Source organism: Streptomyces sp. NPDC059002, assembly GCF_042740435.1.
Taxonomy (GTDB): domain Bacteria; phylum Actinomycetota; class Actinomycetes; order Streptomycetales; family Streptomycetaceae; genus Streptomyces.
Genome location: NZ_JBHYJI010000068.1, coordinates 26756 through 51313 on the forward strand (window position 1 = coordinate 26756; position 24558 = coordinate 51313).

At 68.8% G+C, this 24558-nt stretch carries 25 protein-coding genes; 11 read left to right on the plus strand and 14 right to left on the minus strand.

Features of this window, described 5'->3' with window-relative positions; genetic code table 11:
- Positions 1–448: 448 nt before the first annotated feature.
- Together ACFWZ2_RS37340 and ACFWZ2_RS37345 are read right to left on the minus strand one after the other, a co-directional pair.
- Positions 449–1180, minus strand: coding sequence for a 5-formyltetrahydrofolate cyclo-ligase (locus ACFWZ2_RS37340; protein WP_384553542.1), 732 nt, complete (start codon positions 1178–1180; stop codon positions 449–451).
- Positions 1181–1202: 22 nt separating this feature from the next.
- Positions 1203–2369 carry a helix-turn-helix transcriptional regulator gene (locus tag ACFWZ2_RS37345; protein ID WP_384553544.1) on the minus strand — a complete coding sequence of 389 codons (1167 nt, stop codon included), beginning with the start codon at positions 2367–2369 and terminating at the stop codon, positions 1203–1205.
- Positions 2370–2559: 190 nt separating this feature from the next.
- Between ACFWZ2_RS37345 and ACFWZ2_RS37350 the strand changes: the two genes are divergently transcribed.
- The 8 genes from ACFWZ2_RS37350 (at position 2560) to ACFWZ2_RS37385 (ending at position 8205) form a co-directional block, all read left to right on the plus strand.
- Entirely contained in the window at positions 2560–3003 is a 444-nt protein-coding gene (locus tag ACFWZ2_RS37350; protein ID WP_384553546.1) for an ATP-binding protein, read from the plus strand.
- A gap of 199 nt (positions 3004–3202) precedes the next feature.
- Positions 3203–3601 (plus strand): hypothetical protein, encoded by a 399-nt coding sequence (locus ACFWZ2_RS37355; RefSeq protein WP_384553547.1) that lies wholly within the window; start codon positions 3203–3205, stop codon positions 3599–3601.
- Between the two features lie 91 nt (positions 3602–3692).
- Positions 3693–4190 carry a DUF6302 family protein gene (locus ACFWZ2_RS37360; RefSeq protein WP_384553549.1) on the plus strand — a complete coding sequence of 166 codons (498 nt, stop codon included), beginning with the start codon at positions 3693–3695 and terminating at the stop codon, positions 4188–4190.
- A gap of 268 nt (positions 4191–4458) precedes the next feature.
- Positions 4459–5052, plus strand: coding sequence for a hypothetical protein (locus ACFWZ2_RS37365; protein WP_384553551.1), 594 nt, complete (start codon positions 4459–4461; stop codon positions 5050–5052).
- Positions 5053–5150: 98 nt separating this feature from the next.
- Entirely contained in the window at positions 5151–5609 is a 459-nt protein-coding gene (locus ACFWZ2_RS37370; RefSeq protein WP_384553553.1) for a LuxR C-terminal-related transcriptional regulator, read from the plus strand.
- A 279-nt stretch (positions 5610–5888) separates the two neighbouring features.
- The gene (locus ACFWZ2_RS37375) at positions 5889–6089 is read left to right on the plus strand and encodes a DUF5999 family protein (protein WP_384553555.1); all 201 of its coding nucleotides are present in this window, start codon (positions 5889–5891) and stop codon (positions 6087–6089) included.
- A complete protein-coding gene (locus ACFWZ2_RS37380) occupies positions 6086–7183 on the plus strand; it encodes a hypothetical protein (protein WP_384553557.1) in 1098 nt (365 codons plus the stop codon). Before ACFWZ2_RS37375 ends, ACFWZ2_RS37380 begins: the two co-directional genes overlap by 4 nt.
- A 119-nt stretch (positions 7184–7302) precedes the next feature.
- Positions 7303–8205 carry a hypothetical protein gene (locus ACFWZ2_RS37385; protein WP_384553558.1) on the plus strand — a complete coding sequence of 301 codons (903 nt, stop codon included), beginning with the start codon at positions 7303–7305 and terminating at the stop codon, positions 8203–8205.
- Between the two features lie 618 nt (positions 8206–8823).
- On the opposite strand, the gene ACFWZ2_RS37390 is transcribed toward ACFWZ2_RS37385, so the two are convergent.
- The 4 genes from ACFWZ2_RS37390 to tgmA all read right to left on the minus strand — a co-directional run bounded on the left by ACFWZ2_RS37390 (position 8824) and on the right by tgmA (position 11584).
- Positions 8824–9126, minus strand: coding sequence for a DUF6087 family protein (locus tag ACFWZ2_RS37390; RefSeq protein ID WP_384553559.1), 303 nt, complete (start codon positions 9124–9126; stop codon positions 8824–8826).
- Positions 9127–9200: 74 nt separating this feature from the next.
- A complete protein-coding gene (gene tgmC / locus ACFWZ2_RS37395; protein ID WP_384553561.1) occupies positions 9201–10370 on the minus strand; it encodes an ATP-grasp peptide maturase system methyltransferase in 1170 nt (389 codons plus the stop codon).
- Positions 10367–11326, minus strand: coding sequence for an ATP-grasp ribosomal peptide maturase (gene tgmB, locus ACFWZ2_RS37400; RefSeq protein WP_384553563.1), 960 nt, complete (start codon positions 11324–11326; stop codon positions 10367–10369). Before tgmB ends, tgmC begins: the two co-directional genes overlap by 4 nt.
- A 3-nt stretch (positions 11327–11329) precedes the next feature.
- Positions 11330–11584: a putative ATP-grasp-modified RiPP gene (gene tgmA / locus ACFWZ2_RS37405; protein WP_384553565.1), complete on the minus strand. Its 255-nt coding sequence runs from the start codon at positions 11582–11584 to the stop codon at positions 11330–11332.
- A gap of 113 nt (positions 11585–11697) precedes the next feature.
- On the opposite strand from tgmA, the gene ACFWZ2_RS37410 reads away from it, so the two are divergent.
- Positions 11698–12801, plus strand: a complete 1104-nt coding sequence (locus ACFWZ2_RS37410; protein WP_384553567.1) for an XRE family transcriptional regulator — start codon at positions 11698–11700, stop codon at positions 12799–12801.
- A 20-nt stretch (positions 12802–12821) separates the two neighbouring features.
- Positions 12822–13403, plus strand: a complete 582-nt coding sequence (locus tag ACFWZ2_RS37415) for an HD family hydrolase (protein ID WP_384553569.1) — start codon at positions 12822–12824, stop codon at positions 13401–13403.
- A 68-nt stretch (positions 13404–13471) separates the two neighbouring features.
- Here ACFWZ2_RS37415 and mobF read toward each other — a convergent pair whose 3' ends face one another.
- Positions 13472–17917 (minus strand): MobF family relaxase, encoded by a 4446-nt coding sequence (gene mobF, locus ACFWZ2_RS37420; protein WP_384553571.1) that lies wholly within the window; start codon positions 17915–17917, stop codon positions 13472–13474.
- Positions 17918–18284: 367 nt separating this feature from the next.
- Between mobF and ACFWZ2_RS37425 the strand changes: the two genes are divergently transcribed.
- Entirely contained in the window at positions 18285–19253 is a 969-nt protein-coding gene (locus ACFWZ2_RS37425) for a hypothetical protein (protein ID WP_384553573.1), read from the plus strand.
- Between the two features lie 223 nt (positions 19254–19476).
- Here ACFWZ2_RS37425 and ACFWZ2_RS37430 read toward each other — a convergent pair whose 3' ends face one another.
- The 7 genes from ACFWZ2_RS37430 to ACFWZ2_RS37460 all read right to left on the minus strand — a co-directional run bounded on the left by ACFWZ2_RS37430 (position 19477) and on the right by ACFWZ2_RS37460 (position 24375).
- Positions 19477–20130: a hypothetical protein gene (locus ACFWZ2_RS37430; RefSeq protein ID WP_384553575.1), complete on the minus strand. Its 654-nt coding sequence runs from the start codon at positions 20128–20130 to the stop codon at positions 19477–19479.
- 44 nt (positions 20131–20174) lie between these two features.
- On the minus strand, positions 20175–20453 hold the full coding sequence (locus tag ACFWZ2_RS37435) for a DUF6211 family protein (protein WP_384553577.1): 279 nt from the start codon (positions 20451–20453) through the stop codon (positions 20175–20177).
- Positions 20454–20654: 201 nt separating this feature from the next.
- On the minus strand, positions 20655–21269 hold the full coding sequence (locus ACFWZ2_RS37440; RefSeq protein WP_384553579.1) for a DUF6349 family protein: 615 nt from the start codon (positions 21267–21269) through the stop codon (positions 20655–20657).
- Complete coding sequence (locus tag ACFWZ2_RS37445; protein ID WP_384553581.1) at positions 21266–21664, minus strand: DUF6181 family protein; 399 nt, start codon at positions 21662–21664, stop codon at positions 21266–21268. The genes ACFWZ2_RS37440 and ACFWZ2_RS37445 overlap by 4 nt, the downstream gene beginning before the upstream one ends.
- A gap of 44 nt (positions 21665–21708) precedes the next feature.
- Complete coding sequence (locus ACFWZ2_RS37450) at positions 21709–22209, minus strand: DUF6197 family protein (protein ID WP_384553583.1); 501 nt, start codon at positions 22207–22209, stop codon at positions 21709–21711.
- Positions 22210–22231: 22 nt separating this feature from the next.
- A complete protein-coding gene (locus ACFWZ2_RS37455) occupies positions 22232–22882 on the minus strand; it encodes a hypothetical protein (RefSeq protein ID WP_384553585.1) in 651 nt (216 codons plus the stop codon).
- A gap of 98 nt (positions 22883–22980) precedes the next feature.
- Positions 22981–24375 carry a DUF3560 domain-containing protein gene (locus tag ACFWZ2_RS37460; protein WP_384553587.1) on the minus strand — a complete coding sequence of 465 codons (1395 nt, stop codon included), beginning with the start codon at positions 24373–24375 and terminating at the stop codon, positions 22981–22983.
- Positions 24376–24558: the final 183 nt, after the last annotated feature.

A 24558-nucleotide genomic window follows, 5' to 3' on the forward strand; every position in this document is an offset into this window, starting at 1 on the left:
GCCCGCCACGGCCTGGTGGCCAGGAGCGGGTGGGAGCAGTCGGAAGCCCGGACCGTCCTGCGGGACCTCGGGTGGGAGTGGGAGGAGCACCTTCATGCACTGGCGCCACCAGACGATGTTGCTCCCGTCGATGCCGGGGTTCAAGCAGCCCTCGAACTCCACCGGCATGGGCACCGGACGGGCTACCTTCAGGGCCCTTACGGCTCGATGCGCCTTCGGCTGGGAGAGGCAAGCCAGGTCTTCACCAGGATGACCACCGCCCAATCGTCATCATCCACGACTGTGCACTCGCCTGCTTCCGAAGTGATCACTCCGACCAAAGAAGCGACGGCTCCGCCCTACGCCGAGCGATACGGCGATCACGTTGAGCACAGCGCTCGGAGTCCTGACACAGGGCTGGGAGCACCCCTCTAAGAGGCAGCTCCAGCCCCTTGACCCCCGAATCGAGTCATCGATCGTGCGCCGGAGCCCGTGCTGCGAGCACAGGGATGGACGCGATCTTGTCCGCGTCCAGATGCGCCCACACCAGTCCGGACGGTCGGTGGGGCGCAGGACAGGAGATGACTTCGTCGGGGGTGACGATCAGGTCTACACCGAAGTCGTGCTCAGTGGCTGGCAACTCCTCGTCGAGTACTTGGAGGGAGTGGACCGTCGACACGACGACAGTCCCGTCGCTGATGAGACCTGCTTCCATCAGGAAGGCGAACTCCAGATCCGAATAGCCCGCGCCCTTTCCGATGCGTACGCCCTGACGATTCACCGCAACGCTTCCGACAACAACCATGTCCACGGGGCCCAGTGCCGAGACACCCACTCGCGGCGCCACACTGGCAGCCACCTTGCTCGATGCTGCCTCGTTCGGCGATACGGACAGCTTCGCCGGATCGAGAAGGTAGAACGGCCGTGCGTCGGCGAGCTTCGGAACGGCCATGAACACCGTCTTGCCCTCGGCAAGAGCACGCGCCCGTGCGGGCAACTGCGCCTTGTCAGGCACTGCTTTGATGACTCGCGCGTCGCGCCAGGCCGAAAGTTCAGCGAGACGGTCCGCTGCGGCCTGCGAGCCGATGAAGTTCGGGATCCGCCCGTGCGTGGTGTCGTCGAGGGCTGCACCCCTCGCATCGAGCGTCTGCCAGACACGCTCGCGAACTCGTTGCTTCTCGGCATCCACCTGTGTGCGCACGTCGGGCTCCTTCATGCGGTGGTCACGTCGCTTCCATCAACGCCATGAGCTGATCCTGGGCTTCCTGAACCGTCAGCTCGTTGCGCCACGGACGCAGCTCTCGGGCGGCACGGAAGACAACGTTCATCCCACCACCTCCGCGGGTGCTGTGCAGTTCGTTTACGGCAGTACTGAATGCGACGAGCGCCGCGTCGAGTTCGCCCTGCCGGATCCTGGCCAGGGCCAGATTGCCTAGGACGATAGCCCGCGACTTCCGCCGGTCGTGCAGCTCGTCCGCGGTCTGGGCCAGCAGCCGTTCGGCTCGGCGAAAGTCGCCCAGTGACAGGTAGCAAGATCCGGCGAGGCGGCTGATGTGCGTGGGCGAGAACAACTCGTGGGCGGCATCGGTGTCGTGACTCCGCTCCAAGTGCTTCTCGGCATCCACAAGGGCATGCTCGCAATCCCGTGCTTCGCCCAAGTACGCGTGCGCTTCTGCCGCGTGCAAGAGCGATAGTCCGGTGATGACGTGACTCGTACGTCGAGACGTGCGTGCGGCTTGGCGCGCTAGGCCGAGACCCTCCCGGTAGTTCGCCGCTCCGTAGAGGGCGACATAGGAGATACGCAAGAGCGCGTGCCCCTCTGCGTTGGGGTCCCGCAGATGGCGCGCGACCTCCGCGCCCTCCATGTAGTACGTCTTAGCTGTCTCGTGGTCATGTCGCTGGGAGGCGTCCCAGACGAGCTGCCCCATGAAGGTCGCGGCGTCCGCCTGGAGGCTTCGCATCTCTCTCTGGACTCGACCCGCAGGTGCGTCTCCGGCAATGAACCCGACGGCGCTGGCGTGCTCAGCCGCGCTGGCCAGAAGCACGGCTGACGGCTCACGGTCATAGCGCTCACCAAGCTTTTGCATGTCATCTCGCAGCTCGGCGACAGTGGCGAGGTCGACGCTCGACGGATGCCGCATGGCGTACTGAGTTCGCTCGCCGACCGGTTGATCGTCGTCTGACGTGATGGCGAGAAGGTCGTCCAGTTCCTCAACGGTCACTTGGAGCAACTGCGCGAGGCGCGGCCTCATATAGGGGCGAGGCGCGGATTTTCCGGCAGCCCATCGCACGACAGTGGACCGCTCCACATGCAGTTCGTCCGCCAGGGCTTCGTGGGTGAAACCCACTGCTTTACGTCGGCGCTCCAGGCGGTGTCGTTTCAACGCCATGGGCTGGATCTCCCCGCCTTGTTCCTCAAGATGTCCGCTGTCACAGCATCACAGGTCATGCCCCAAGACGCCCCAGAGATGCCACATCCTCGCGCCATCTCTGCTCTGGCACCGAGATCCGCTTGGCGGTTCCGTGGACCCTCACACGGAGACAAGACCCCACGCGCACCAAGCGCGGACGGAGAACGTCATGTCAGCAACTCCACCTGAACTGCCTCAATTTGCCCCACAGCAAAGAACGTTCAGCCCCCATTCCGCATCTGTGGGTATGGCGCGGACGTTTGTCCTGAAGACGCTTACGGAATGGGGCGTGGAAGGTCGGTCCGAGGATGTGCAGTACTGCGTCTCGGAGCTTGCGACGAACGCCTTGATTCACGGATCCAGCGCAGCAGGGTTCTCGGTTCAACTGAACATCGGTGACGACCTGATCCGGATAGAAGTAGGCGATCTCAGCGCGGAGGTGCCGCAGACCGCCACCCCGGACTGCGAGAGCGACGGCGGTCGAGGACTACTCCTCGTCGCCTCCTTCGCTGACATGTGGGGGGTGGAACCGGACCCACGGGGCGGCAAGACCGTTTGGACCGAGTTCAAGGTTGCCGGTCTTCAACGTGTGCCGAGTGGAGCGGCTCTGTGACGTCTTGGAGGCAGACACGAGCGCCGGGCGCTGCGGCCCCGCCGACTGCTGGCCTTCCCGCTTCGATGGCCACGTGGTTCTGGGTCGAGCCCGCGCAGGACGGCAACGTCGCCTTCTTGCTATTCGCTTACCGGCTAGAGCGACAGGCAGACGGGGCAGCGACCTGGCGCGTCCTCGCGGTCCCCGCAAGGCGGTCACGATGACTCTCTCCGCACAGGCCTGCACCGAGCTGATGATCCGGCCGTACACCGTTGAGGACACCGTGGCGGGCCGACTGCTTGTGGGGCTACGACGCTCCAAGGCCAGGGACGGTGTGGACGCCGACGCGCTGTACAACGATCTGAACACCGTGCTCGATGAACAACATCGGCCCACCTCGGCGGAGATCAGTCGCCTGGCCGACCGGTTCCGTCAGGTAACGCTCGTGCTGATCGAGCTCGTGCCGCTCACGGTCACGCCGTACCCGGTGGACGCGATGCAGCTCCTGATCGAACTGCGCGCGAACCAGCCGTGCCCCCAGCGCTCGCACCGACACATCCTGCGCTTCGCCCTGGCCATCGTCGATGTCCTCGACCTGATGGGAGATGACGCGCCATGAGACACGCCTCACTCCTCAGGCGTGCCTGTCGCCTCGGCTACATGGTCCACGACCTGCTGGCAGAACCGATCACGGCCTTACGGAACGGCGAATGATGCATGACCTCGGGACCAAAGATCACCCGCCTGCGAACGCTGTCGTGATGGCTCCGCGGGAGGCGTACGACTTCGACTACTACGCGCGGCGGATCGCGGACCCGGAACTGTTGGTGAAGAGCGTGGCGGTGCGCATGGTTCGCATGCCGCTGCTTGCGGTCCCGGTCGGTGGGACACGCCGTGGGGGGTACTTCCCGGTGCCATGTTTCTGCCTGGGGCTGGCGGTGCGTGACGTGCTCCAAGGCCAGCCGGGCTTTTGGGACTTGCGGTTGGGTTCGGCGTTGTACCCGGAGGGCGAAGCCGTCGAGTGGGGTGAGCGCCCGCCGGAGTTCCCTCCGTGCCCTGACGCCGATGCGGATTCCGCCTTGGGGCGCTTCTACGGCTACAGCGACGCTGCCATCCAGCAGTACACCGCGGCCCGGCGCGCTCGGGCGCTGATCACTCCCGCCTCCTGCTCAGTGTTCTCGTTCTCGCCCGAGCAGCCCCCTGTCTGAGCACGTCCGAGAGGAAGCACGGATGTCTGTGTACAAGTTCCCCAGGGCTGGCCTTGGTGCGGCCGACCGCGACGTCGGCTCGGAGCGTCCCTGGGGGCTGAGCCAGCGGCTGCGCACCGTTGTGGGACGGCGAGCTCGGCGGCCGTCTCTACGTCCCACTCCCCGGCTTGAGGTCGGTGGCCCCGCACCGGTTAGCCCACAGGGCAGGAGTCGCGTCGGAGGCGCAACGCGGAGGCTGATCCCCTACATCACGGCCCGCGAGGGCGAGGTGGACGAGTCCCTCGTCGACTTACGCGCTTCCTTCACCAGTGCCGGGGGAAGCCGCCTCAGCTACGCGGACGAGCGGCCCGAGGACCGTGACGTCCAGGGCGCTCTGTGGGCGCGGGTCTCCCAGTCCCTCGACGAGCACGGGGTGCTGACGGGCGCGCCACTCTGGCGGATGGTCAACCCCATCCGGCAGCGCGAGACGATGCTGCGGCTGCGGTGCCAGTTCTGCCGCGAGCCCGCCAGGACCCAGGACGGGATCCTGTTCGTCCTGAGCGCCGAGGAGTGCGTACCCGAGGCCACCACCACGGTCCGCACCGCCCAGCCGCCGTTCTGCCTCAAGCACGCACGCATGGCCCCTCGGCGGTGTTCCCACCTCGCCGACCACGGATACGTCGCGCTGCTGGCGCAGAGCGCGCCCCTGTACGGCGTCATCGGCACGCCACACCGATATGCCGCCGCCGATCGCAGCATCCACGTCCTGGCGAGCGACGGCGTCCCGGTGCCCTACGGGGCCGCCGCCCTGGACTGGATGGTCGCCGCCCAACTGGTGCGCACACTGCGGGCGTTCAAGGTCATCAACCTGGACGACCTGTAGCGGCGCACGCCCGTCCCAGACGGCCGCTCGGTGAGCCGGAGGTACACACCCGGCACATCGAGCGGCACACCACCCCAACACCAAGAGAGAGGACTGAGGTGACCGCCAACACCACGATCTCGTTCACCACCCGCGAGAGAGAGGTCGTCCAAGGACTCGCCGAGGGCAGGTACGTCTACGAGATCGCGCATCTCCTTCGCCTCAAGGAGAACACGGTCAAGCACTACATCACCGTCGCCTCGCGGACGCTGGGCGTGAGGGGGCGGACGGTTGTCGTCGACCGCGCCTACGAGCTGGGACTCATTCGGCAGCCTGACCGCGAGCAGGGCACGCTCACCCTGATGCCCCGGCATCTGGAGGTGCTGCCTCTGCTCGCGCAGAGCCTGACCAGGGTCCAAATCGGCCTGCTGACAGGCCGATCGAAGGAGCAGGTCACCAGGGACATCAACGGCCTGATGGCGGAATTGGGGGCTCGGACCCGGCCCCACGTGGTGACCCTAGCCCGGATGTACGGCCTGCCGACGGCGGCGCACGACCCAAGCGCCGCCCGCACCTAGCTTCCCCCGACTGGGCTTCCTCCAGGTCTAGTGGATCGCCATGCCCCCCGCTGGCGGACCCGAGGCCACGTCGAGTGGAGGAAGCGGCGCTCCCGCACCGCGGCCCCGCGGGAGCGCCCCGGCCGCCGTCGTTCCGTGGGGGGAACGCGGCGGCCGGCCACCCGCCCCCTCTCCACCAGCGTGCTGGATCTCCCTCCAATCGCTGGTGGAGAGGGCACCCCACACCCCTTCTGCGCAATCACCGGAAAACCCCCAATACCCCAGATAGGCCCAACTACAATGTGTCAGCACATGCCGCCGTGCCCGACGGCGGACGCCTCCGACCGGGAAGCCGCGCTCCTCATAGCGAGCCACCCGGAACAGGGCTGGAGCCTGCTCTGCAACGGCATCCTGCTCTTCGAGGACACCGGCGAGCTCCTGCCCAACGGCGCGATCATCGCCCCCCACCGGCCCCCCGCCGACGCGAGCGTGGCCGCGTGACGAACCCGCTCACCCCCAGCAGGCCGCCCGTCCTGCTGCACGGCGCGGCAGCACGCCGGGCCCTGCGCCACGCCATCGCACTGCTGCTGCTCGCGTCCATCGTCCCTGTGGCCAACGCGGCAGTCTCGCTCGGCTATTTGTACGGGGTGACCTGGCCGCCGCGGACAGGTCACTACATCGGCGTGATGCGTGTCTGCGTCGCCATCGTTCTCTTCTTCTGGCTGCCCTGGGTGGTGATAGGCCGGACCACCCTGGACCGGGTCACCCCGCGACGGCGCCTGGCCCAGCGCGGCGCGGCAGTCGCCTGCGGCTCGGCGGCCCTCTTCGCAGCCGACCCCTCGGTGGCTTTCACCCCCCTGGCGATGATCATTTTCTGGGGCACGTTCGCGTGGCTCACGCTGGAGGTGTGCCGCTCCCACGGCATCGTCCTGGAACACCCCCGCGGTGAGACGGATCCGCGGCACAGGCGGGCACACACATGGGCGCTCTCGCAGAGCGCCTTCAACTACTGTGCGGCAGGCCCGTTCGTGGCCTTCCTGGGCATGCAGGTCTTGCGCGTCCTCGACGTGGATGTACTGCCCGTCATGGGCGATCAACTCGCCGTACTCGGCATCAAAGGCGACCTCGGGCTCACCCTCGGGGCGGTGACATCGACCGTGGTCCTGGAGGACATCGTCATCGTGGCGGCGGTCGCAGCCCTGATGACGGCCGCACGACGGCCCGTCTGGCAGATCTACACCACGATCTGCGTGGTCGAAGTCCTGGTCCACGCCTACTTCGGGCTTCCTGCCCTCGCCATGGCCATCTTCGCCGCAGGCCGTTTGCAGATCTTCCTGTACTACGGCCGCGTCGTTCCGCTGATGATCGCCCACGCGACCTTCGACCTGATAGGCACCCTCCTCAAGCCGGTCCCGCTCCCCTACCGCATCGCGGCGGCCTGTGTGCTCGCTATCGCGCTCCCGATGATCGAGAAGCGTTCGACAGGGGCGGCTGATGCAGAGGAGCAGGCCGATCCGAACCCAGCGGCCCACCCGGACGAGCCGCCAGCCCGGGACCGCGCCAACTCGGTCAGTTCTCCCGCGAATGACTCGTGATCGTAAATTGTGGCCGTTCGGTGCACGCCCCGGGGCGAGGGCTGCGCGGACCCTGTGTGCTCAATACACTCGGCGATCGCGCCCATCGCGGCGCACACTCGCATATCGGGGGACGAACGATGAGCAACTGGAACCCGGGCGGACAGCCGCCCCAGGGGCCGCAGCCCTACCAGCCGCAGCCACCTCAGCCCTATCCGCCCCAGCCCTACGTGCCGCCACAGCCCCAGCCGCCCTACCCGGGGCCGCCGGTGCCGCCGCCGGGCGGGCCGATCACCCGGCTGCGGCGGCGGATCGGCCCCATCCACACCGCGCGCAGGGTCTTCACCCCGTCACGGCCGGGCATCGTCTCGGATCCTGAGGTGGCGCGGATGCGGAGGATCAGGACCCTTGTCGGCGTGGGCGCGTTCCTGTGGATGTCCTACGCCTACAAGCTCGCCCCCAAGCTCAGCGATGCGGCGGACGAGCAGGTCGACAAGTCGTGGACCAGCGCCCTCGTGCTGGCGGCGACCCTCCCGGTCGTCGTCGGCGTCCTGTACGGCCTGGCCGCTCCGGCGGCGCGACGGGACCTGCTGCGCCGGGCGGGGCGGTGCTTCGGCGCGATCGTGGCCATGATGGCGGCGGCCTCTGTCTTCCCGATCATCGTGCTCTCAGGGTTCTTCGAGGGCCAGGAACCTCTCGTGGAGGGCCACTTCACCGTGACGAAGGGCCTCATCCTCGTGTTCACCCTCTTCGTCCTTTTCTGGGTGACGCCGTTCGTCGTATGGGGCGTGGGACTCGCCGTCCAGCATGTGTTCCGCACCGCGGACATCCACGAGACGGTGCCGTCGCTGCTGATCATGGCGTTGGCGTGGGAGATGGCACTGATCGACATGTTCACCGGCGCCCACGAGGGCGTGCCGACGGTGATCCGGTACGTGTTCATCCTGGGCGCCCCGCTCTCCGTGACGGCGGTGGGCCTGTGGGAGCTGCACCGGCTGCGCGTGCACTACGGGCTGGGGATGCGGGGACTGCTGATGCGCTAGGAACGGCGCCTCGCAGGACGTACTCGTGATCTGGTTTTGAGGTCATGGATCGCCACATGAGGCGTCCCCTCTTTCAGATTCCGGCGTGCTGCTGCGGTGGGTAGCGCGCTCGCGCTGTGCTGCGTGGATGGGCGATACCCGGCTGGAACCTGTGGTGTTGTCGAAGGCCGAGCGGCTGACGCTGGAGAGCTGGGCCAAGCGCCGCTCGACCGCCCAGGGATTGGCCGTTCGCGCACGCATCCGCGACTTCCTCGACGAGATCGACTACCAGACCGATGTGGATCAAGGTCTGGAACAACGATGCCAGGCCCTTCATCTGGGCCAAGACCGCCGACCAGATCCTCGACCGCATCTCCCGCTACTGCGACAGGATCTCCGAACCAGATCACTAGGCGACCGCCTGGAGCCCGGATGCGCCGGGCCGAACTGCCGGGCGGTTTACCACCTCGTCGCGGGGCTGTCGCCTCGTCCCTGACACGCGACCGGCCCGACGGAAGAAGGACAGCAGTTCGGTGACACCTCCCCGAATCGCTGGATACGGGAAGACGCCGGAAGCCCGTCGCTACGGATGGCGGCGGGCTTCTGGTTGAGAAACTAGGCATGACGAACACCGTGGGCTCACTCCCCTGGCCGGGGTTTGCGGTGCCGCCCTCGTCCCGCCTGGAGCGGCTGAGGCTGGGGTGCCGACACAGTCGGATGCTCCTCGTCACGCGGGTGCAAGAGCCGCTGGGCCTCAGCGAGATTCGCCGCGAACCCGTGCGGCTCCCAGGCGTACCCGTTCCACCGCTGGATGGCACGCGGCGCGTCGGGGTTGAGATGTGATCCCTTCGGGCCGTCGCCTGGCACCAGCGGGACGGCTCGAAGGCGTCCGATCTTCGCGTCCCGGCGTTCCGCCCAGTCCGACAGCGGCTCGTCGTCCATCGTGCTTCCCTCTGCTCCGGCAGCTCCTGGCCCAGCAGAGTAGTGCGCTGCGCCGGGTGATCGCGTTCGGTCGGTCAGATGAGGTCGTGCTGCCAGCGGAGCGCGGGGTGGCCGTCGATCCAGTAGGTGTGGGCCTTCTTCGTGACGCGGAGCCGTACCTCGGTGATGTCGGGGCGGTCCGCGTCCTGCCAGGCGGTGAGGGCCTGCTCGATCGTGTCCCACAGCGCCGCGGGTCCGCCCTGGCGGACCGTCCAGGTGCCGTCGTTCTCCGTGAAGGAGGCGAAGGACTCGCGGTCCGGGTCGAAGAGGTGCAGCAGCCGGTTGCCCTCTAGCGATGTAGCGCGGGTGAAGCGCGCCCCCGGGGCGGCGAGCTGGGCGAGGAACGCCGGCATCCAGTCCTCCAGCAGCAGCGGGGACACCTTGGTTTCGCGCTCGCTGTCGGCGTAGGCGGTGCGGGCCGACAGGTCGCCGCCGATGGGTACTTCCGCCTGGGACCGGGCCTGCATGAAGGAGCTGCGGCCGATGATCTGGCCCTCGGCGGTGCCGTCGTCGGCGACGGTGACCTTCGCCAGCCCGGTGCCGTAGTGCCAGGAGCCACCGACCGTGGTGAGGACGATGCCGCCCGGCTTGGTCTGTCTGATCCAGGTGTAGGGGATGCGACGTACGGCGCAGGTGGCGATGACGCGGTCGTAGGGGGCGCGGCGGGGGTGGCCGAGGAGTCCGTCTCCGGTGAGGGTCCAGGTGGAGTATCCGGCGGTCTCCAAGGCGGCGTCGGCGCGGGCCGAGACGTCCGGGTCCACCTCGATGGTGGTGATGTTGTCCTCGCCGAGGCGGAAGCACATCAGGGCGGAGGAGTAGCCGGTTCCCGTGCCGATCTCCAGGACCTGGTGGCCGTCCTCCACTTCCAGCTTCTCCAGCATGTCCACGACGGTGACCGGGGTGGTGGAGGAGGAGGTAGGGGAGCCGGTCACGGGGCCGCTGGCCTGGTCGGCGGTGAGGTGGCCGTCAAGCTGGGTGGTCAGGGACTCGTCGCGGTACGCGATCTGTACCCACTGGGTCGGGTCGGTGCCGTCCGCGGTCACTGGCTGCCACCGGCCCCCCTCCGCGGGCAGGAAGACGCCGGGGTTCAGGAACAGCTCGCGGGGAACGGCCTCCACCGCCGCCCGCCAGCGGGGGCTGGAGAGGACGCCCGCCTTCGTCAGGCGGTCGGCGAGGGCGCGCCGCTCATGGGCGGTGTCGGTCATGGCGCAACTCCTTGCGTCAGCAGGTCAGCGAATGCGGCGGACATCGGGAGGTCGGTGGATTCTTCCAGCCACCCCCACTGTCCGTTCGGGTTCAGCTCCAGCCACCAGAGATCACCGGCCTTGTCCATGGCGAGGTCGAAGCTCCCCGACACCAGTCCGAAGTGCTCCAGGTAGGCGAGGAGCGCCTTCTCCACCCGGCCGGGCAGGTCCACCGCGCGGTAGGACAGGGCCGAGTAGTCCTTGCGCCAGTCCAGCGTCCCGGACTCGATCCGTACGGCGAACACCTCGCGGCCGACGACCAGCACGCGAAGGTCGGCCACCTTGTCGACCACGGCTTGGAACAGGTGCGGCACTACAGCGACGCTCTCGTTGATCTCGGTCGCGGTGACCGGGTCGGCCCACCCGGTAACGGGAACGCCGTCGCGCTGGTAGGGCGTCCACCGGAGCGTCTTGAAGATCACCTGATCGTGGCTGCCGACGAAGGCCCGCGCCTCGTGCGGGTCGTTGGTGACGAGCGTCGGCGGCACGGTCAGTCCGAGGCGCTGGGCGACGGCGAGCTGGGCGGGCTTGTAGTCGGCGGCGGCGTTGTGCAGTGGGTGGTTGACCCACAGCGGCCCGTCGAGGGCGTACAGGGTGCCGCCGAGCCCGTAGCGGGTCTGGGCCGCCGCGAACCGCGCGTCGTCCGGGCCGAGGTGGCCGAAGGCGGGCCACACCGGGCGGCGCCAGTACACCGACCGAACCTGGGACAGGTCCACGGTCCGCGATGGGGTGCGGAGTTGCCCGGCCACGGGGGCCGGGCAGCTTCCGAACTGAACGGAGACCGTCAGGGCCGCCCCGATGTCGGCGGGGTTGAACCTGGTCACCGGCACGCCTCGCCGGTTCAGCTCGGTGATCACCATGTCGGCGGTGAGATCATCCGCCTCGGTGGCCACGAGCACCGGCCTCTCGTCGGTCATTGGTCAGTCCTGCTCGGAGTCCTGGTCGTGCCCCTGGTCGGGCGCGGAGTCCGAGTTCGTGGTCGTGTTCGACTCGGTGCCCTTACTGGTGCCGTGCTTGCCCATCTCGATCACCGTGCCGACGTGGTCGGTGAAGACGCCGAGCTGGGAGTCGGGGTCGAGCGTGACCGTGGTGTGCGGGCGGTGCGTGACGGTCGGGTACGGGGCGAGCCGATCGGCTCCCCAGGGACGCACGCGGGGCTCAACTGCGGTGGACATCCTGGCCTCCTTGATGGCGATGGCTGCTGCCGAATCAGAAGCTACGGTCACCGTGGATGCAGTAGGACTGACTGTGGGTACGGGTTAGACGGACCGAGGGCACAGGGGGCGGCATGGCCGCGAAGGAAGTGACCCGCAGACGCGCGACCGCGGGCACGATCGCCGGGTTCGTCCTGCGCGTCGCCCGGGAGAGTACGAGCATCCGCACACAGGTCGGCATGGCCGAAGCGATCGGCGTCGATCTCGCCACCTGGCAAGGATGGGAGACCGGACGACGACCGCTCGCCAACGTGAAGGCCGGGGCCCTCCTCAACATCCGGCGCCGGTTACTCGCGCTCGGCGCGGACCCCCATGTCCTTCACCTTCTCGACCCGGCGATGGACGCGGACCGCGTCATCACCTCCACGATCCATCCGGAGATCAACGACCTTCACCCTCTCGCGAGTTGGGTGCACACCCGAGATACGGCCCACATGATCGCCTGGGCGCTGAACGGGACCGCTCCACGCGCTCTCGTTCGCAGCGCGACGACGGGACGTCGCGGCCCCGTCGCCAAGGCCCCGCTCTTACCCACGTCCGACCGCGACGTGTTCTTCGCGCACCTCCGGGAGACCGCCGAATCCGCGTTGCGCGCCGGAGACGGCGGTTTGCTACTGCACCGCCAGACCCTCTACCTCTGCTCCTACGACCGAGGCTCCGAGGCGACGTCGTGGATGGTGCACGCGCTACACGGCCGCCGCGACCTGATCTCCGCCCGCGGCTGGACCCCGCACTGGGCCACCGCAAGGTCAACAGCCGCCGCGCTGGTACGGCTCGGTGACCGTCAACCGCTGCTCGACTTCATCGAGCGAGGCTTGGCGGACGACGACTCCGCGGAGATCGCGAACCTCAACTACTGGGCCTACTGGCTCGGTTCGATCCGCGAGCCGCAGCCGGACGACGGCTTCATGCGGCGCGGCCCAACCAACTGGGAGCCCGTACGGCTCCTTCGGGGCCTCGCCGCCGGTCTTCAGCAGGCTCCGGCGTACATGGACCTCTACGTCCACTCGCTCTGGGCCCTGCTTACTACCAACCGGTGGCTACCCCTGGCAGACCCCGTCCTCGCGGACAAGCTCGCTGCGCACACCGCCCGGCTCCTCGATCACGACGGGATCTCCCCGCGAGCCAGGCGGGAACTCAGTTCGGTGCATTACGTTCTACGCGAGAACCGCACATGACACATCGGAGGACGCATCTCATGGCGGACACAGAGCAGGAGCAGGCAAAGGGCACCACGGGCTTCCTGCTGGAGATGGGGATGCTCAAGCGTGCCAAGCGGTCCGGCTGGTGGATCGCCGGGGTCAAGGACCCCGAGACCATCGCCGAGCACAGCTTCAGGGTCGCGCTCATCGGCTCCGTGCTCGCCATGATGGAGGGCGCCGACCCAGCGAAGACCGCCCTCCTCGGTCTGTGGCACGACACCCAGGAGACCCGCGTCAGCGACATCCCCCACATCGGCCGCCGCTACCTCGAAGCCGCCAGCAACGAGAAGGTCACCGCCGACCAAGTATCGGCCGCGCACCCGGCGGTGAAGGCCGGGGCCCAACGGATCGTGGAGGAGTACGAGAACGGCGACTCCCTCGAAGTCATCTGCGCGCACGACGCCGACAAACTCGAATGCCTCCTCCAAGCCGTCGAGTACCGCGAACAGGGCTGCTCGAACGTCCAGCCCTGGATCGACAGCAGCGTCGCCAAGCTCAAGACCGCCTCCGCACAGTCCCTCGCCGGCGCCGCGCTCACCATGACCTCGATCGAGTGGCAGCAGACGTATCTCCGCTGAAGGGAGATTGGCCCGGTGCACCGTTCCTCCCCAGGGCGAGCACCGGGCTCGACCTCATCACGACGTCGCTACACGGGCGGTGCGTCGTGAGCGCTGTCCGGCGGTGCGGGCTGTGTGTGGCCCATCGCGGTTCGGTTGGCGTACGAGGAGTCGGGTTTCGGAGATGAGGGCGCCGCGGCCTCTTCGGCGTCGACGTGCTGACGCCCGTGCTCAGCTCGCAGACTCACCTCCTTCTGGAGGCCGGACATGCGGTGGTCTGCGCCGTGAGCAGTGCTGCGAGCCTTGATGGCCTCGGCCCGGAGCTGCTTGGCTGCCTCGTTGTCCTTGGCCTTGGCCCGCCGAAGCAGCGCGGCCTTTTCCTGCTGCGTCATGTCCGCTTCCCTCAGCACAGCTTCGTACTCGTTGACGGGTCCGGCCTGCCGGGTAACGTCCTGGAGCCGCGTGTCCATCTGCTCCAGCTCCTGGACGGTCTCCTCACGGGTACGAAGGAGTGCTTCCCGGTCTGCCACGACCGCAGCACGCTCGTCACCACGGAGTGCCGCCCGGCCGAAACGGCCCGTCGCGGCCAGCTGCTGTTCAAGACCTTCTATACGGGCTTCTGTGCCGTTCAGTTGAGCGGTGCGTTCCGTGATCGTGGCGTCCAGCAACCGGACTTCGCGGATGGCCACGGCCCGTTCGGCAACGTCCTGATGACGGCGTTGGAGCGCGAGCGACTTGGGGCCTGCACCGGCAGCAGCCTCCTGTTCGGCACGGTCGGCGGCGGCTTCCGCCTTGTCGGCCGCCGTCGTTGTGGCGCGGGCGGCGATGGCGGCCTTGCGCACGGCGTCACGCAGTGCCGAGTTGCCGAGGTGAGCGTATGGGCGGTCAGCCGTCGGCGCGGGTTCCGAAGGTGTGGCCGGTGCCGGGATGGGTGCGGCGTTCGCCGTGGCGGGTCGGTCCTCGTGCTCCGGAGCCTCTTCGGGAGTGTCAGCGTCGTGGTGTTCGTCGGCGCCGGGGGCGCGCGGGATCGGGAGGTCCGCTACGGCTTGCCGGACGTGGGCGGGGACCGCGTTCTTGGGGAGTTCGGTGAGGATCATGCGTTCCTCTGTGCCGTTCTCGATCTCGCGGATGAGGCCCGCGACGGCGCGGTCAAGCTGTTCCTGGTCGGTGAGTGCGTCGCCGTGGCGGGCGCGGTCGGCGTCGGTCTCGTAGACGGAGAGCGGCAGGAAGAGGTGGGACTCGGCCTTGTCCCTCGACATCATGGTGTAGAGGGCGTTCGCCTGAGCGCCGGGTCCGTAGACCAGAGCCTCTTGGACCGTGAGGCCCTGCGACTTGTGGCCGGTGATCGCGTATCCGAGGCTGAGTCCGCCCTGTGCGATGTAGTCGGCGTCCACCCATTCGGCAACGTCGCGGTGGCCGTCCTCGGTCTTCTCTCGCCACTCGACCAGCACCCGGCGTTCCTCGTCCACGTCGCGCACGATTCCGCGGTAGCCGTTCAGGACGTCTTCGTTATGGCCCCGGCTCTTCTTGCCCCGGTAGTCGTTGACCCGAAGGAGGACCTGGTCACCGACGGACAGGGTCAGCTCGCCGCCACCGGGCAGTGCGTATGCGTGCTCGGGGCCGGTGAGGTCGCCGTTCTCCTTCCGCAGTGCGCGGGCGCCGGTGTTCAGCTCTTCCACGATCTCGTTGGTGGCGGCAAGCATGAGGAGCTGTTGCACGGCGGTGTGGTCGTCGTTGTGCGCGGCCCGCTTGTCGGCCCAGACGGTGAGCATCGCGGCGAGGGTGGCGCCCTTGTCCGCGAGAGCGTGCACGCGGCCGGTCCCGGCAAAGGTACGGAGGGATTCCACGCGGTTGTCGTCGCGCCACAGCTCCAGGGCCCGGCGCTCGACCATGTCCTTCTGGCGGAAATTCTGGCTGAGGGTGAGCCCGCCAACGAGGTGGTGCACGGCAGCGAAGGAACCACCGATGCCGGGCGAGTGGAGTTGCTTGGGATCTCCGATACCGACGACCTTCGTGCCGGTTTCCGCGGCGTGGGTGAGGAGTTCGGCGACGTCGCGGTCATCGCACATCGCGGCCTCGTCCACGACCAACACGTCCACGCCGGTGAGGCCGGAGCCTCCGTTGCGGATGCCGGTCAACCAGGACGCGAGGGTGCGGGACTCGATGCCCGCCTCGGCCTTCAGGTTCGCGGCGGCGACGGCGGCCGTGCTCGCGCCGGCGATGACGAGACCGTGCGCCTCCCACGCCTGCCGCGCGGTGTCCATGATCGTGGTCTTGCCCGCTCCGGCGATGCCCACGACGGCGTCGATTCCGTGCCCGGCTGTGAGCAGCCGTTCGAGGACGGCACGTTGTTCGTCGGAGAACGTGAAGCTGCCACCGTGCTGGGCCTCGACGGTGGACAGCGTCATGTCGACCGTGTCGCTGCTGACGACGGCGGCCTGAGTCCCGAGCCGGTTCGTGGCTTCGGAGACGATCAGCGCTTCGGCCGCCACGACATCCGCCGTGGTGTACCGGTCGGCGTGCGCGAAGTGCTGGGCGCCCTTCGGGTTGAGCTGGACCGCGTATCCGACGTGCCGGAGTACGGAGTTGGTGAGCTGTTCGGCCTCGGCGGCGTCCGCGACGCCGTACGGGAGGGCGTCCAGCACGGCGGCGATGGCGGCGGCGTGCGTGAACTCCTTGGAGTGGCTGGTCAAACCGGTCTTCGGGTCGAAGACCTGGGCGCACAGCTCGTCCAGGGTGGGGTTCTGGTCTGCTCGGTCCTGTTCCATCGCGCTGGCTGCGATGGCGTCGGGGTCGTCTCCGGCCGCCCGGCCCTCGGCCTGCCAGTAGGCGCGGAGAACATCGTCCCCGACCCCGGTGGCCTCGCCGTTCTTCGCGGCCTTGGACGCGGTGGAGGCGGCGGTGCGCTCGCGGGTCGTGGCGCTGTCGTAGTCGATGCCGAGTTTCGTCAGCAGGTCCCGGACCTGGCTGTCGCGCTTGCTGAACAGCCGGATCGTGGCCTCGGGAATCGCTGCGATCTCCCAGGCTCCGGTCCGCTCCTCACGACGGAAGCTGATGCCGAACGTGTCGGTCAGCTCGCGGCGGATGCGGGCGTTCATGAGGGACTGGGTCGCGCGGGTGTGCCGGTGGAGGTCGCGGCCCCCGCTGGCCATCGTGGACCACTTGCCGTCGGTGCCCTTGACCATGTTGGCGAGGGTGAAGTGCAGGTGGAAGTGGGGGTCCCCGTACGGGGCTCCGTCGACGGGGCGGGCGGCGCGGTGGACCATCATCCAGCCGGAGAACCCGCTCGTCTTCACGATCTCCGCTTCTTCGCCGTCGCCGTGGTGGCCGCGCATGGCGTACGCGGTCCACCGCTCCAGCGCACCGATGGACTCGCGGCCAGCGGCTGTGTAGATGCCCTCGATCTGGGCGGCGATCTCCTCGGGTGCGTAGGCGAGGAACGCGGACTTCGACTTCGCCAGGTCCAAGGTGACGTCGGCACCGCGGTTGCCGACCTGCACGCGGCCTTCGAGGAGGGCGGCCTTGATCTCCTCGGCGTCCCACACGTTCTCGGGCGTGAGCCCTGCCGCCTTGGCCATCGCGACGGCTTCGCGGACATCCATCGGCAGGTCCCGGAGACGACGGCCACCTTCGCCTTCGGTCTGGGCGTATCGGCGCTTCATGGACGCGGCGTCGAACAGGTCGGCGGGCTGCTGTCCGGTCTCGGCGGCGCGGGCCTCGACCGCGCGCAGTAGTGCACGGGCGTCCAGGTGACCGCCCGCCTCGGCGGCGGCGGCCTTCTCCACCGTGTCCTCGCCGTAGAGGTCGACGGCGTTGATGCCGACGGCGTCGGCGAGCTTCAGCACCGTCGAGACGGGGACGCGGTGCGTCTCGCCGAATCGCTTGAGCTGGCTCTCCATCCGGCGGAAGGCGTCCTGCTTGCGCTTGGAATCGAGCAGGGAGGTCGGGTTCACGCTGCGTTCGGCGGCGGCGCGGCGGATGGCGCGGGCCAGTGGGGCGGCGGGGAGTTTGGCGGCCGGGGCGATGGCCAGCTTGGGTTCCACGCGGGTCTGCCCGGTCCGGGGGTCTTCCCCGAGCATGAGGCGCCGGGCGGCCGGGAACTGCTCGGGGACGAGGGTGCTGCCGGGCGTGATGTCGAACTCGGTGAGCCCGCCGCCGATCCAGACCAGGGGCCTTTCGCTGGCGTCCAGGTGGTAGTCCACCTGTCCGTCCGCGGGCCGAGCGGGGAGGGCCTGTTCGCCATAGAGGTCGCGGGCGTCGAGCCCGGCTGCGGCGGCGACTTCAACGGCGTCGAAACCGGTGAACCGCGCAGCGCCCTTGCTGCGGAGGAGTCCGCGGGCACGGAAGAAGGCGCGCTTGGCCTCGCGGTTCGCGAGCAGGGAGGCGACGGGGGCACCGGCGGCTTCGGCCTTCGCCTCGATGGCGGCAATGAGGGGTGCGGCGTCGACCGCGACGGACTTCCCGCATCCGTGGCCGCCGGTGAGGCGGTACTCAACCTGCTCGTCGGAGGGGCCGATCATGGTCACCCATCCCATCGGCCCGCTCAACCCCCGCTCTCATTCGGTCAGTTTCGGTCGTCTTGGCTGATTGTATCGTCACGAAGTGACGATACCTTGGTCCTCTCAAATCAAGATCATGATCAGCGAGGGGGAACCTCGGGCACTCGGAGTGGCCTGGTAGCTCCTTCGAATCAGGCGCCTGGGGCCTGATGTCCTGTTGAGCTGTTACCTCGGCCTCGTGGGGTCGGTAGGCGGAGGATCTGCGAACGGCGCTGGTCAGACCGGCGGGGAAATGAAGGCAGGCCCAGCATCGCTGCACCCCCTGGGTCTCCCCTGTTAGGGCCCGCCCCGTAAGGTGCCGGGACCGATTGAGGTTCAGAACGTGCACGTACGGGAGTGCCTGGTGACGGAGACGGCCTTTCCGCCTGAGCCCGAGTGGCTTCGTAAGAGGACGATGCCCGTCGAGCAATGGGCACGCGGCCACTCCTCCGACTGGCAAGCCGCGGTGGGAACTCTGGTGGCGTTTCCTATGCCGATCCTGGTCGTCGTGATGGTGATGCTCGACCGCCCCACGGGCGGGATGATCGCAACCTTGCTGTGTGGGCCCACAGCACTGCTCGCCGGCTGGCTGCTCTTCCCCTACTTCCAGGAGCTTCCGCGGAAGTCCCAAAGTCGGATCGTTCTCGCGCCCGTGCTGGGCTACATCGGCCTCGTCGTGCTCTTCACCGCTTGTTCTCTCTTGCTCGGTGCGGCGGATCGAGGTCAGGCGGCGATGCTGCTGTTCCTCGTCTGGATCTATCACGCGTTCACCGGGACTCGACTCGAACCATCTCGGTTCCCCTACGAGCACCTTCGCTTCCGCCTGCTCCGTGCCGCCCCGATGAGGGTGTTCACCATGTGGTGCGCGCTCATTGGCCTGCTGTGGCTGATTCAGTACGCACGGGGGCAGGAGCTGTACAAGGTTGCCCTGTTCGGCGCCACGGTCACCCTCGGCGGGACGGGCGTCGCTGCCACATTTCGTCTGTTGGCGCGCGCTCGGCGGCTGCGGACAGACCTGGACAAGCAGTCGGCGGAGTTGATGACCGTGTTGGAGGAGCTTCGCACTCTGCCGGATGAGGACAAGGCGAAGCAGAAGTTCGCGGTGCAAAGGGCCTGGAAAACGCTCCAGCAGACGCTTGCGAACCGAGTCGACACGGGAGTCAGCATCTCGGGGGTCTTCGTGTTGCCGAGCGCGGCACTCCTAGAGCTGGAGAAACTGGTGCTGGAGCTCCAGCGGTCGCAAGGAACGAACGATCAGGCGTACCGCGCGGCTATGGCGCGGCTGCGCATGATCTGTAGGGCGTGCGCAGGCAAGACGGACACCCTGGCGTAGAAGTGATCGTGGGTGCGACGGACGTTGCCCGTCGCACCCACGATCTGAACTATGAGGGCCAGTCCCCAAATGGGACCGGCGTCTTTCCGGTGGCTTGGCGAACGGCTTCGTCGGTGCCGCACGTCGTGCAGATGAGGACTTCCCGGTCGGTGGTCAGCCGGGAGCATGCGGGTCGTTCACCGAGTGGGCCGCCGCAGCGTGGACAGCGGGTGTCGGGCACGGGTCACTCCTCGGGGTGCTCGCGGGCGGACTTGATGATGTTGTTCCAGGTCGGGCGGGAGTAGGTCTTATCCGTCTGCCCCTGGAGCTGGGGGATCAGGTCGGCGTTCTTCGCGCCGGGGTTCGCCGCGATGGCCCGCCGTGCGAGGGTCAGTCGCTCATCTCCCTGGTAGGGGTAGGCCAGTCCGCGGCGGCCGGTGGGCCGCCCGCCTGCGTGACCGCGGCCCTTGCGGTCCGCGAGGTACTGCCACAGCCTCCAGCGCTTCCACTTCGGGCGCCGCCGGGTCGGTAGCTCGTCCCAGTCGTCGGGCGCGGGCCACCCCTCGGGCGGGTTCTTGACGTAGTGGGAGACGGTTGTGGAGTCGGCGAACCCGCAGACCTTTGCCGCTTCGGCGGGGCCAACCATCTCTTCAGGGTCTCCGTCGAGTTTCGGCGGGTTGGTGGTGCTCTTGGCGGCGCGCGTCCGTTGAAGCTCGTGGTGCCACGTCGCCCATGCGTCGCCGTCCCAGTGCATGACGCCGTCGATGGTGTCCGCGACGGGCGGGTGCCCGTTGTTCTCCCGGTCGGTCCAGAGGTTCTGAAGCGTCGGCTCGCTGATGCCGTGGACCTTGCGCAGGTCCGCGCGTGAGTAGAGCGTGCGGCCGGTCTTGCGGGGCACGGTCGCCTCCTGTTCTTGTTGGGGTTCGTGAGCGCTTGGCCCGGTCACTGGATGTCGCCCGGGTCCGGGGTCGGCGCCCATGTGCGGCTGCCCGCCGGTTCGAGCCGGGTGAGGGTGGCTATGTCGGCCAGGGGGACGGCGGCGGCCCAGTCGGCGCGGCCGGGGTGGTCGGCGGGCAGGTTGAGCACGAGGTGTCGGCGGGTCGGGGGGAAGTCCTCGACGATGACGAAGCAGTCGGTGGGATCGGCGTCGATGCTGTTACCCATCGTGAGCTGGGCGATGTCGCCGGGCTGGGGACAGTCGGGGCGGCGGTCGAATAGCATGGGGAGGTTCTTTCTGGTGAGAGAACACTGACGGCCAGCGCCTTGTTGCCCTTGTGCGCTGGCCGTCGTCTGTTGTCTGGGGTGCGTGGCACCCGGTGGGGCGCACGGCCGGTCGGAGGTTGCCCGCTCCGCTGACGGCGGAGTAATTAAACCACCTTTGGGTTAAGCGGGGTGGGGCCCTGATCCGGACGACGGCGGTCATCAGAAGAGGGCGCCCTGATCTGCGGGGCGCCGGTCCCGGTCGATGGGTGGCCGGGTGACGCGCAGTTCGTAGCGGGGGCGTCCCACGTGCGGGGGAGCGTGAGCTTCGCGGCGGTACCGTCGCCAGGCCACGACGGGGGCGCCCTGGTCGATCCAGTCCGCCGGGTAGCGGGCGGTGAGCTGGGTCCAGCGGCTCCGGCTCCGCGGCACTGCCCATCGGTCCTCGAAGGTGGTGATCGGCGGCAGCGTCCTCCAGCCGGGGAACGCATGGTCGTGCGCGTCCTGCACCGCCTCGTTGTAACCGTCCCCGTCCCCGAACCCGTCGCGGCAGCGCACGGGTCCTTCCCATTCGCACGCGAGACACCCGCCGCGGAACTCCTGCTTCTCCCCCCGGCGGCCGGTCGGCCGGGTGCGGGAGAGCAGGGTCGGGGTGTGGTGTGCGGGCGGGTCCAGTTCGTGTCCGAGGTCGCTGTACGCGCCGCCGGGGTGTCCGGGCTGGATGTGCCATGCCCGCCCGGCGCTCTCGGGGCGGTGGCGTGTCCGTGCGTTGCGCACTCGCCAGTAGTGCGTCTGCCGTGCTCGTGCTCCGGTCGGCTCGGCGACGGTGGCGGTCACGGTGTCCTGCTTCCGGCGGCGAGCACTTCGCGGAGAGGGTCCGCGAGTACGGCTTGTTCGTCGGGGGCGTCGAGGAACCGTGGCCCGTACGCGCGGCGCACGGCGCGGCGGGCGTCCTGGTGGCGGTTGAGCTCGGGGTAGTACGGCGAGCGGTCGAGCACGTCGTAGCCGTGCTGGGTGAGCACGTCGGCGATGATCGACCGGACCTGTACGGGGTCGAGGGCGGAGAGGTCGGTTTCCCCGGGGGCCGCGAGGAGTACGCGGATCAGCTCGGTCGCGCTGAGCCGGGGGCGGAGGGGAACGCTGAGTCGGTGGACGCCGTCCCGGCTGGGAGTGGCGGCTCCTCGGCGGCTCGGCGTCCTGGTGGTGCTGCGGTCTTCTGTCGTCTCGTCCATCGTGTGGGCCTTCGGTGGCTCGGGATGCTGGCGGGTTTCGGGGTTCAGAACAGGGAATGTTCGGCGCGGGCGGCGGCAGTGCGGAACGCGCGGGCGGCGTCGGCGGCGGTACGTCCGGGCTCGGCGCTCCACCGGTCGATGACCTCGCGGTGCAGGGTCTTGGCGGCGGTGGGCACGTCGGCGTCGGCGGGGTGCCCGGCGAGGGTTTCCGCGAGGATGGCGAACGCCTGGTCGAGGGCGTGGTTGATGCGGTCCCAGTCGTACGTCCGGCCAGCGGCTCCCCGGCCGTGGCCGACGGCGACTTCGAGGGCGCCGCGCAGCCAGCACGGCAACGTGGCCGTGCGGCCCGGACCGGCGAACAGACGGGGACCCCGATGGACCCCCACATGCTCGATGTGGCGCGCGGCCCATTCCAAGATCGCGGCTGAGGTGTCCGCGATGACGATGCTCTCGGGGTATGTGGCGAGTCGGCACGGTGCTGTCCTTGGGGAGGCGGGGGCGGCGGCGCGCTGGGCAAGGAGGTCGAGTCGCACAGTGTGAGACACGTCCGCCACCCCCGATGGGCTGCTAGTGGTAGGCGGGGATCAGTCGGCGGACCTTGTCCTCTCCGATGCACCCGCCCTTGTGGCGGCGCGCGCTCGGCGGCTCTCCGTTGCGCCCGCGCAGGTGTGACCAGAACTTCGGGCCCTCCCACGGGCACAGTTCACAGCTGAGGAACCAGTGGTTGTCGCTGCCGGGGAAGCCGGTGAGGACTGCCCGCCAGTGGTGGGCCGCGAGTCCGGCGAACGCGATCTGCGCGCCTTCGATGTTGCGATCGTTGACCGGCATCCGCGGGTGCAGGAGGGGTACCGGCCCGCACAACGGCGTCGGGGCCTCGGCGATCACCTGTTCCAGGGGCACGGTGCCGATCCGCCCGGCGGCGTACTCCTCGGCGAGATGGGCGGCGGCCATGTCGGTGCCGGGGGTTCCCTTGGGCGGGCGGCGGAGGTTGCGTTCGCCCACGGTGGTGAGGACGAGCCAATCCCGGTGCCACCGGTAGGCGCGGCCGATGACCTGGTCTTCGCCAACGATCACGGGGTATCGGCACTGAATGTCGGGGGTGCCGACGCGGTACGTCGAGACGGTGGTGCTGCCCTCCGTCGCGGGGACGATGAGCCTGCCCGCTTCGGTGTCGGGGACGGTGATGGTCGCGGGTCGTTCGTGGAGTTGCGTGGTCATGGTGGTGCCCTGTTCTGGTGAGCGAGGGGCCCGCCCCGGTGCGCTCGGCCGCCGGGGCGGGCGGGGCGGGCGGGGCGGGCGGGGCGGGCGGGGCGTGTTTACGCGGCCTCGGCCGGGGCCTGCGGGACAGTGGCCCACTCACGGCGCGGGGTGATGCCCAGCTCGTCCAGGACCGGGGCGTGGCTGCCGTTGTCCGGGACCCACTCCCAGTCGGCGCCCTCGGTGCCGGGCTGTTCGGTCCAGGTGAGCATGTAGGAGCGGCCGGAGGTGCGGGGGTCGCCGCACACTGCCTGTGCCTCGCGGCGGGTCATCGCCCACAAGGCTCGCTTGCGACGGCGCGGGGAGTTCTTCGAGGCGATCAGCACCAGCGCCATGCCGTCCAGCCAGCTCGCACCCGGGGCGGGGGCCGCTGCGGCGGTCGGCTCCTCGACTCGTACCGGTTCCTCGACCGCCGGGGACTGCTCGGCTGGCGACTGCGGTTCAGTGGCCGGAGCCTGGGGCGGCTGCTGCATCTCGTCGGCGCTCTTACGTCCGGATACGCCGTCGTAGGGGGCGGTCCATGTCGAGTTGTCGTGCTGGTTGCCGGTGGCGCGGACGATGCGCTTGCCGGTGCCGTTGTGGATGTGCGGGATGGTCACGGACTTCGGGTTGACCCGGAGGACCTCGTACCAGGTGCCTCGGTAGAGAACGAAGTCCCCGCGGGTGAAGTCGGCGCGCGACCAGATCTTGAAGCCTTCGGCTTCGGCGTCCTTGATGACCTTCTCCCAGTGGGCGATCTCCTCGGTCAGCTCCTGGTGCTCGATCTCCAGCTCCGGGTCTGCCGGGTTCCGGGAGAACCCCTTGGCGGACTGGCCGCGCTGCCACTTCTCCACCGCGCGGAGGTCGGCCCGCAGCTTGTCGAGACGGCGGAGCGTGCGGCCGGGGTCCTTCTTGAACTGCTGGTAATTCGCGGCGGCTTGTGCCCGGCCGGTCCAGTGGGCGGCGCGGTCGCGCTCGCCGATGCTCTTGCGCATCGCGTCGTCCATCCGCGCGTGATCGCGGCGAGCGCGGCCCTCCGAGTGGTGACCGATGAGGATCGGTTGCCCCCCGGCGAACCGCTCGGATATGTCGTGGCTCTTCTTCCACGCGGCCTCGGAATTCCGGGCGGCAGCGTCGGCGTATCCGGCGAACCGATCGGCGCGGCCCTCGGCCCGCTCGACGCGGTCTTGCTCGGCCTCGGCGAAGCTGCGGCGGTCGGTGCCGTCGATGGTGACGGTGACCTCGAACCCCTCTGCGCGGAGCCGTTCGGCTAGGGCTTCCAGCATCGGCGGGGAGGTGCGCTTGTCGCGGCTGTAGGGGAGGTACCAGCACCCGAGGTTGCGCGACCACTTGGCGAGCGTGGTGTATCCGGATGCGTAGTGGCGGGTCCGGAGGACTTCCTTCGATCCGTCGTTGCGGCTCGTGCCCTCGATGAGGGTGCCTTCGCGGCGGGTGTGGGTGATCTCGATAGTCACTGAACTGGTCTTTTCTGGTGAGAGTTTGTGGTCCGGCCGCAGGGCGGACCGTGCGTTGGCAGCGGCGCTGCACCACCGGCGCGGGCCGTGAGGGACGATCGGCTCGCGGGTCGTCGCGCCTGCGCGGCGACAGGGGCTGTCGCGCCCCCGCGGGGCGCGTCCGCTGCGGTCCGGTGCCCGTCG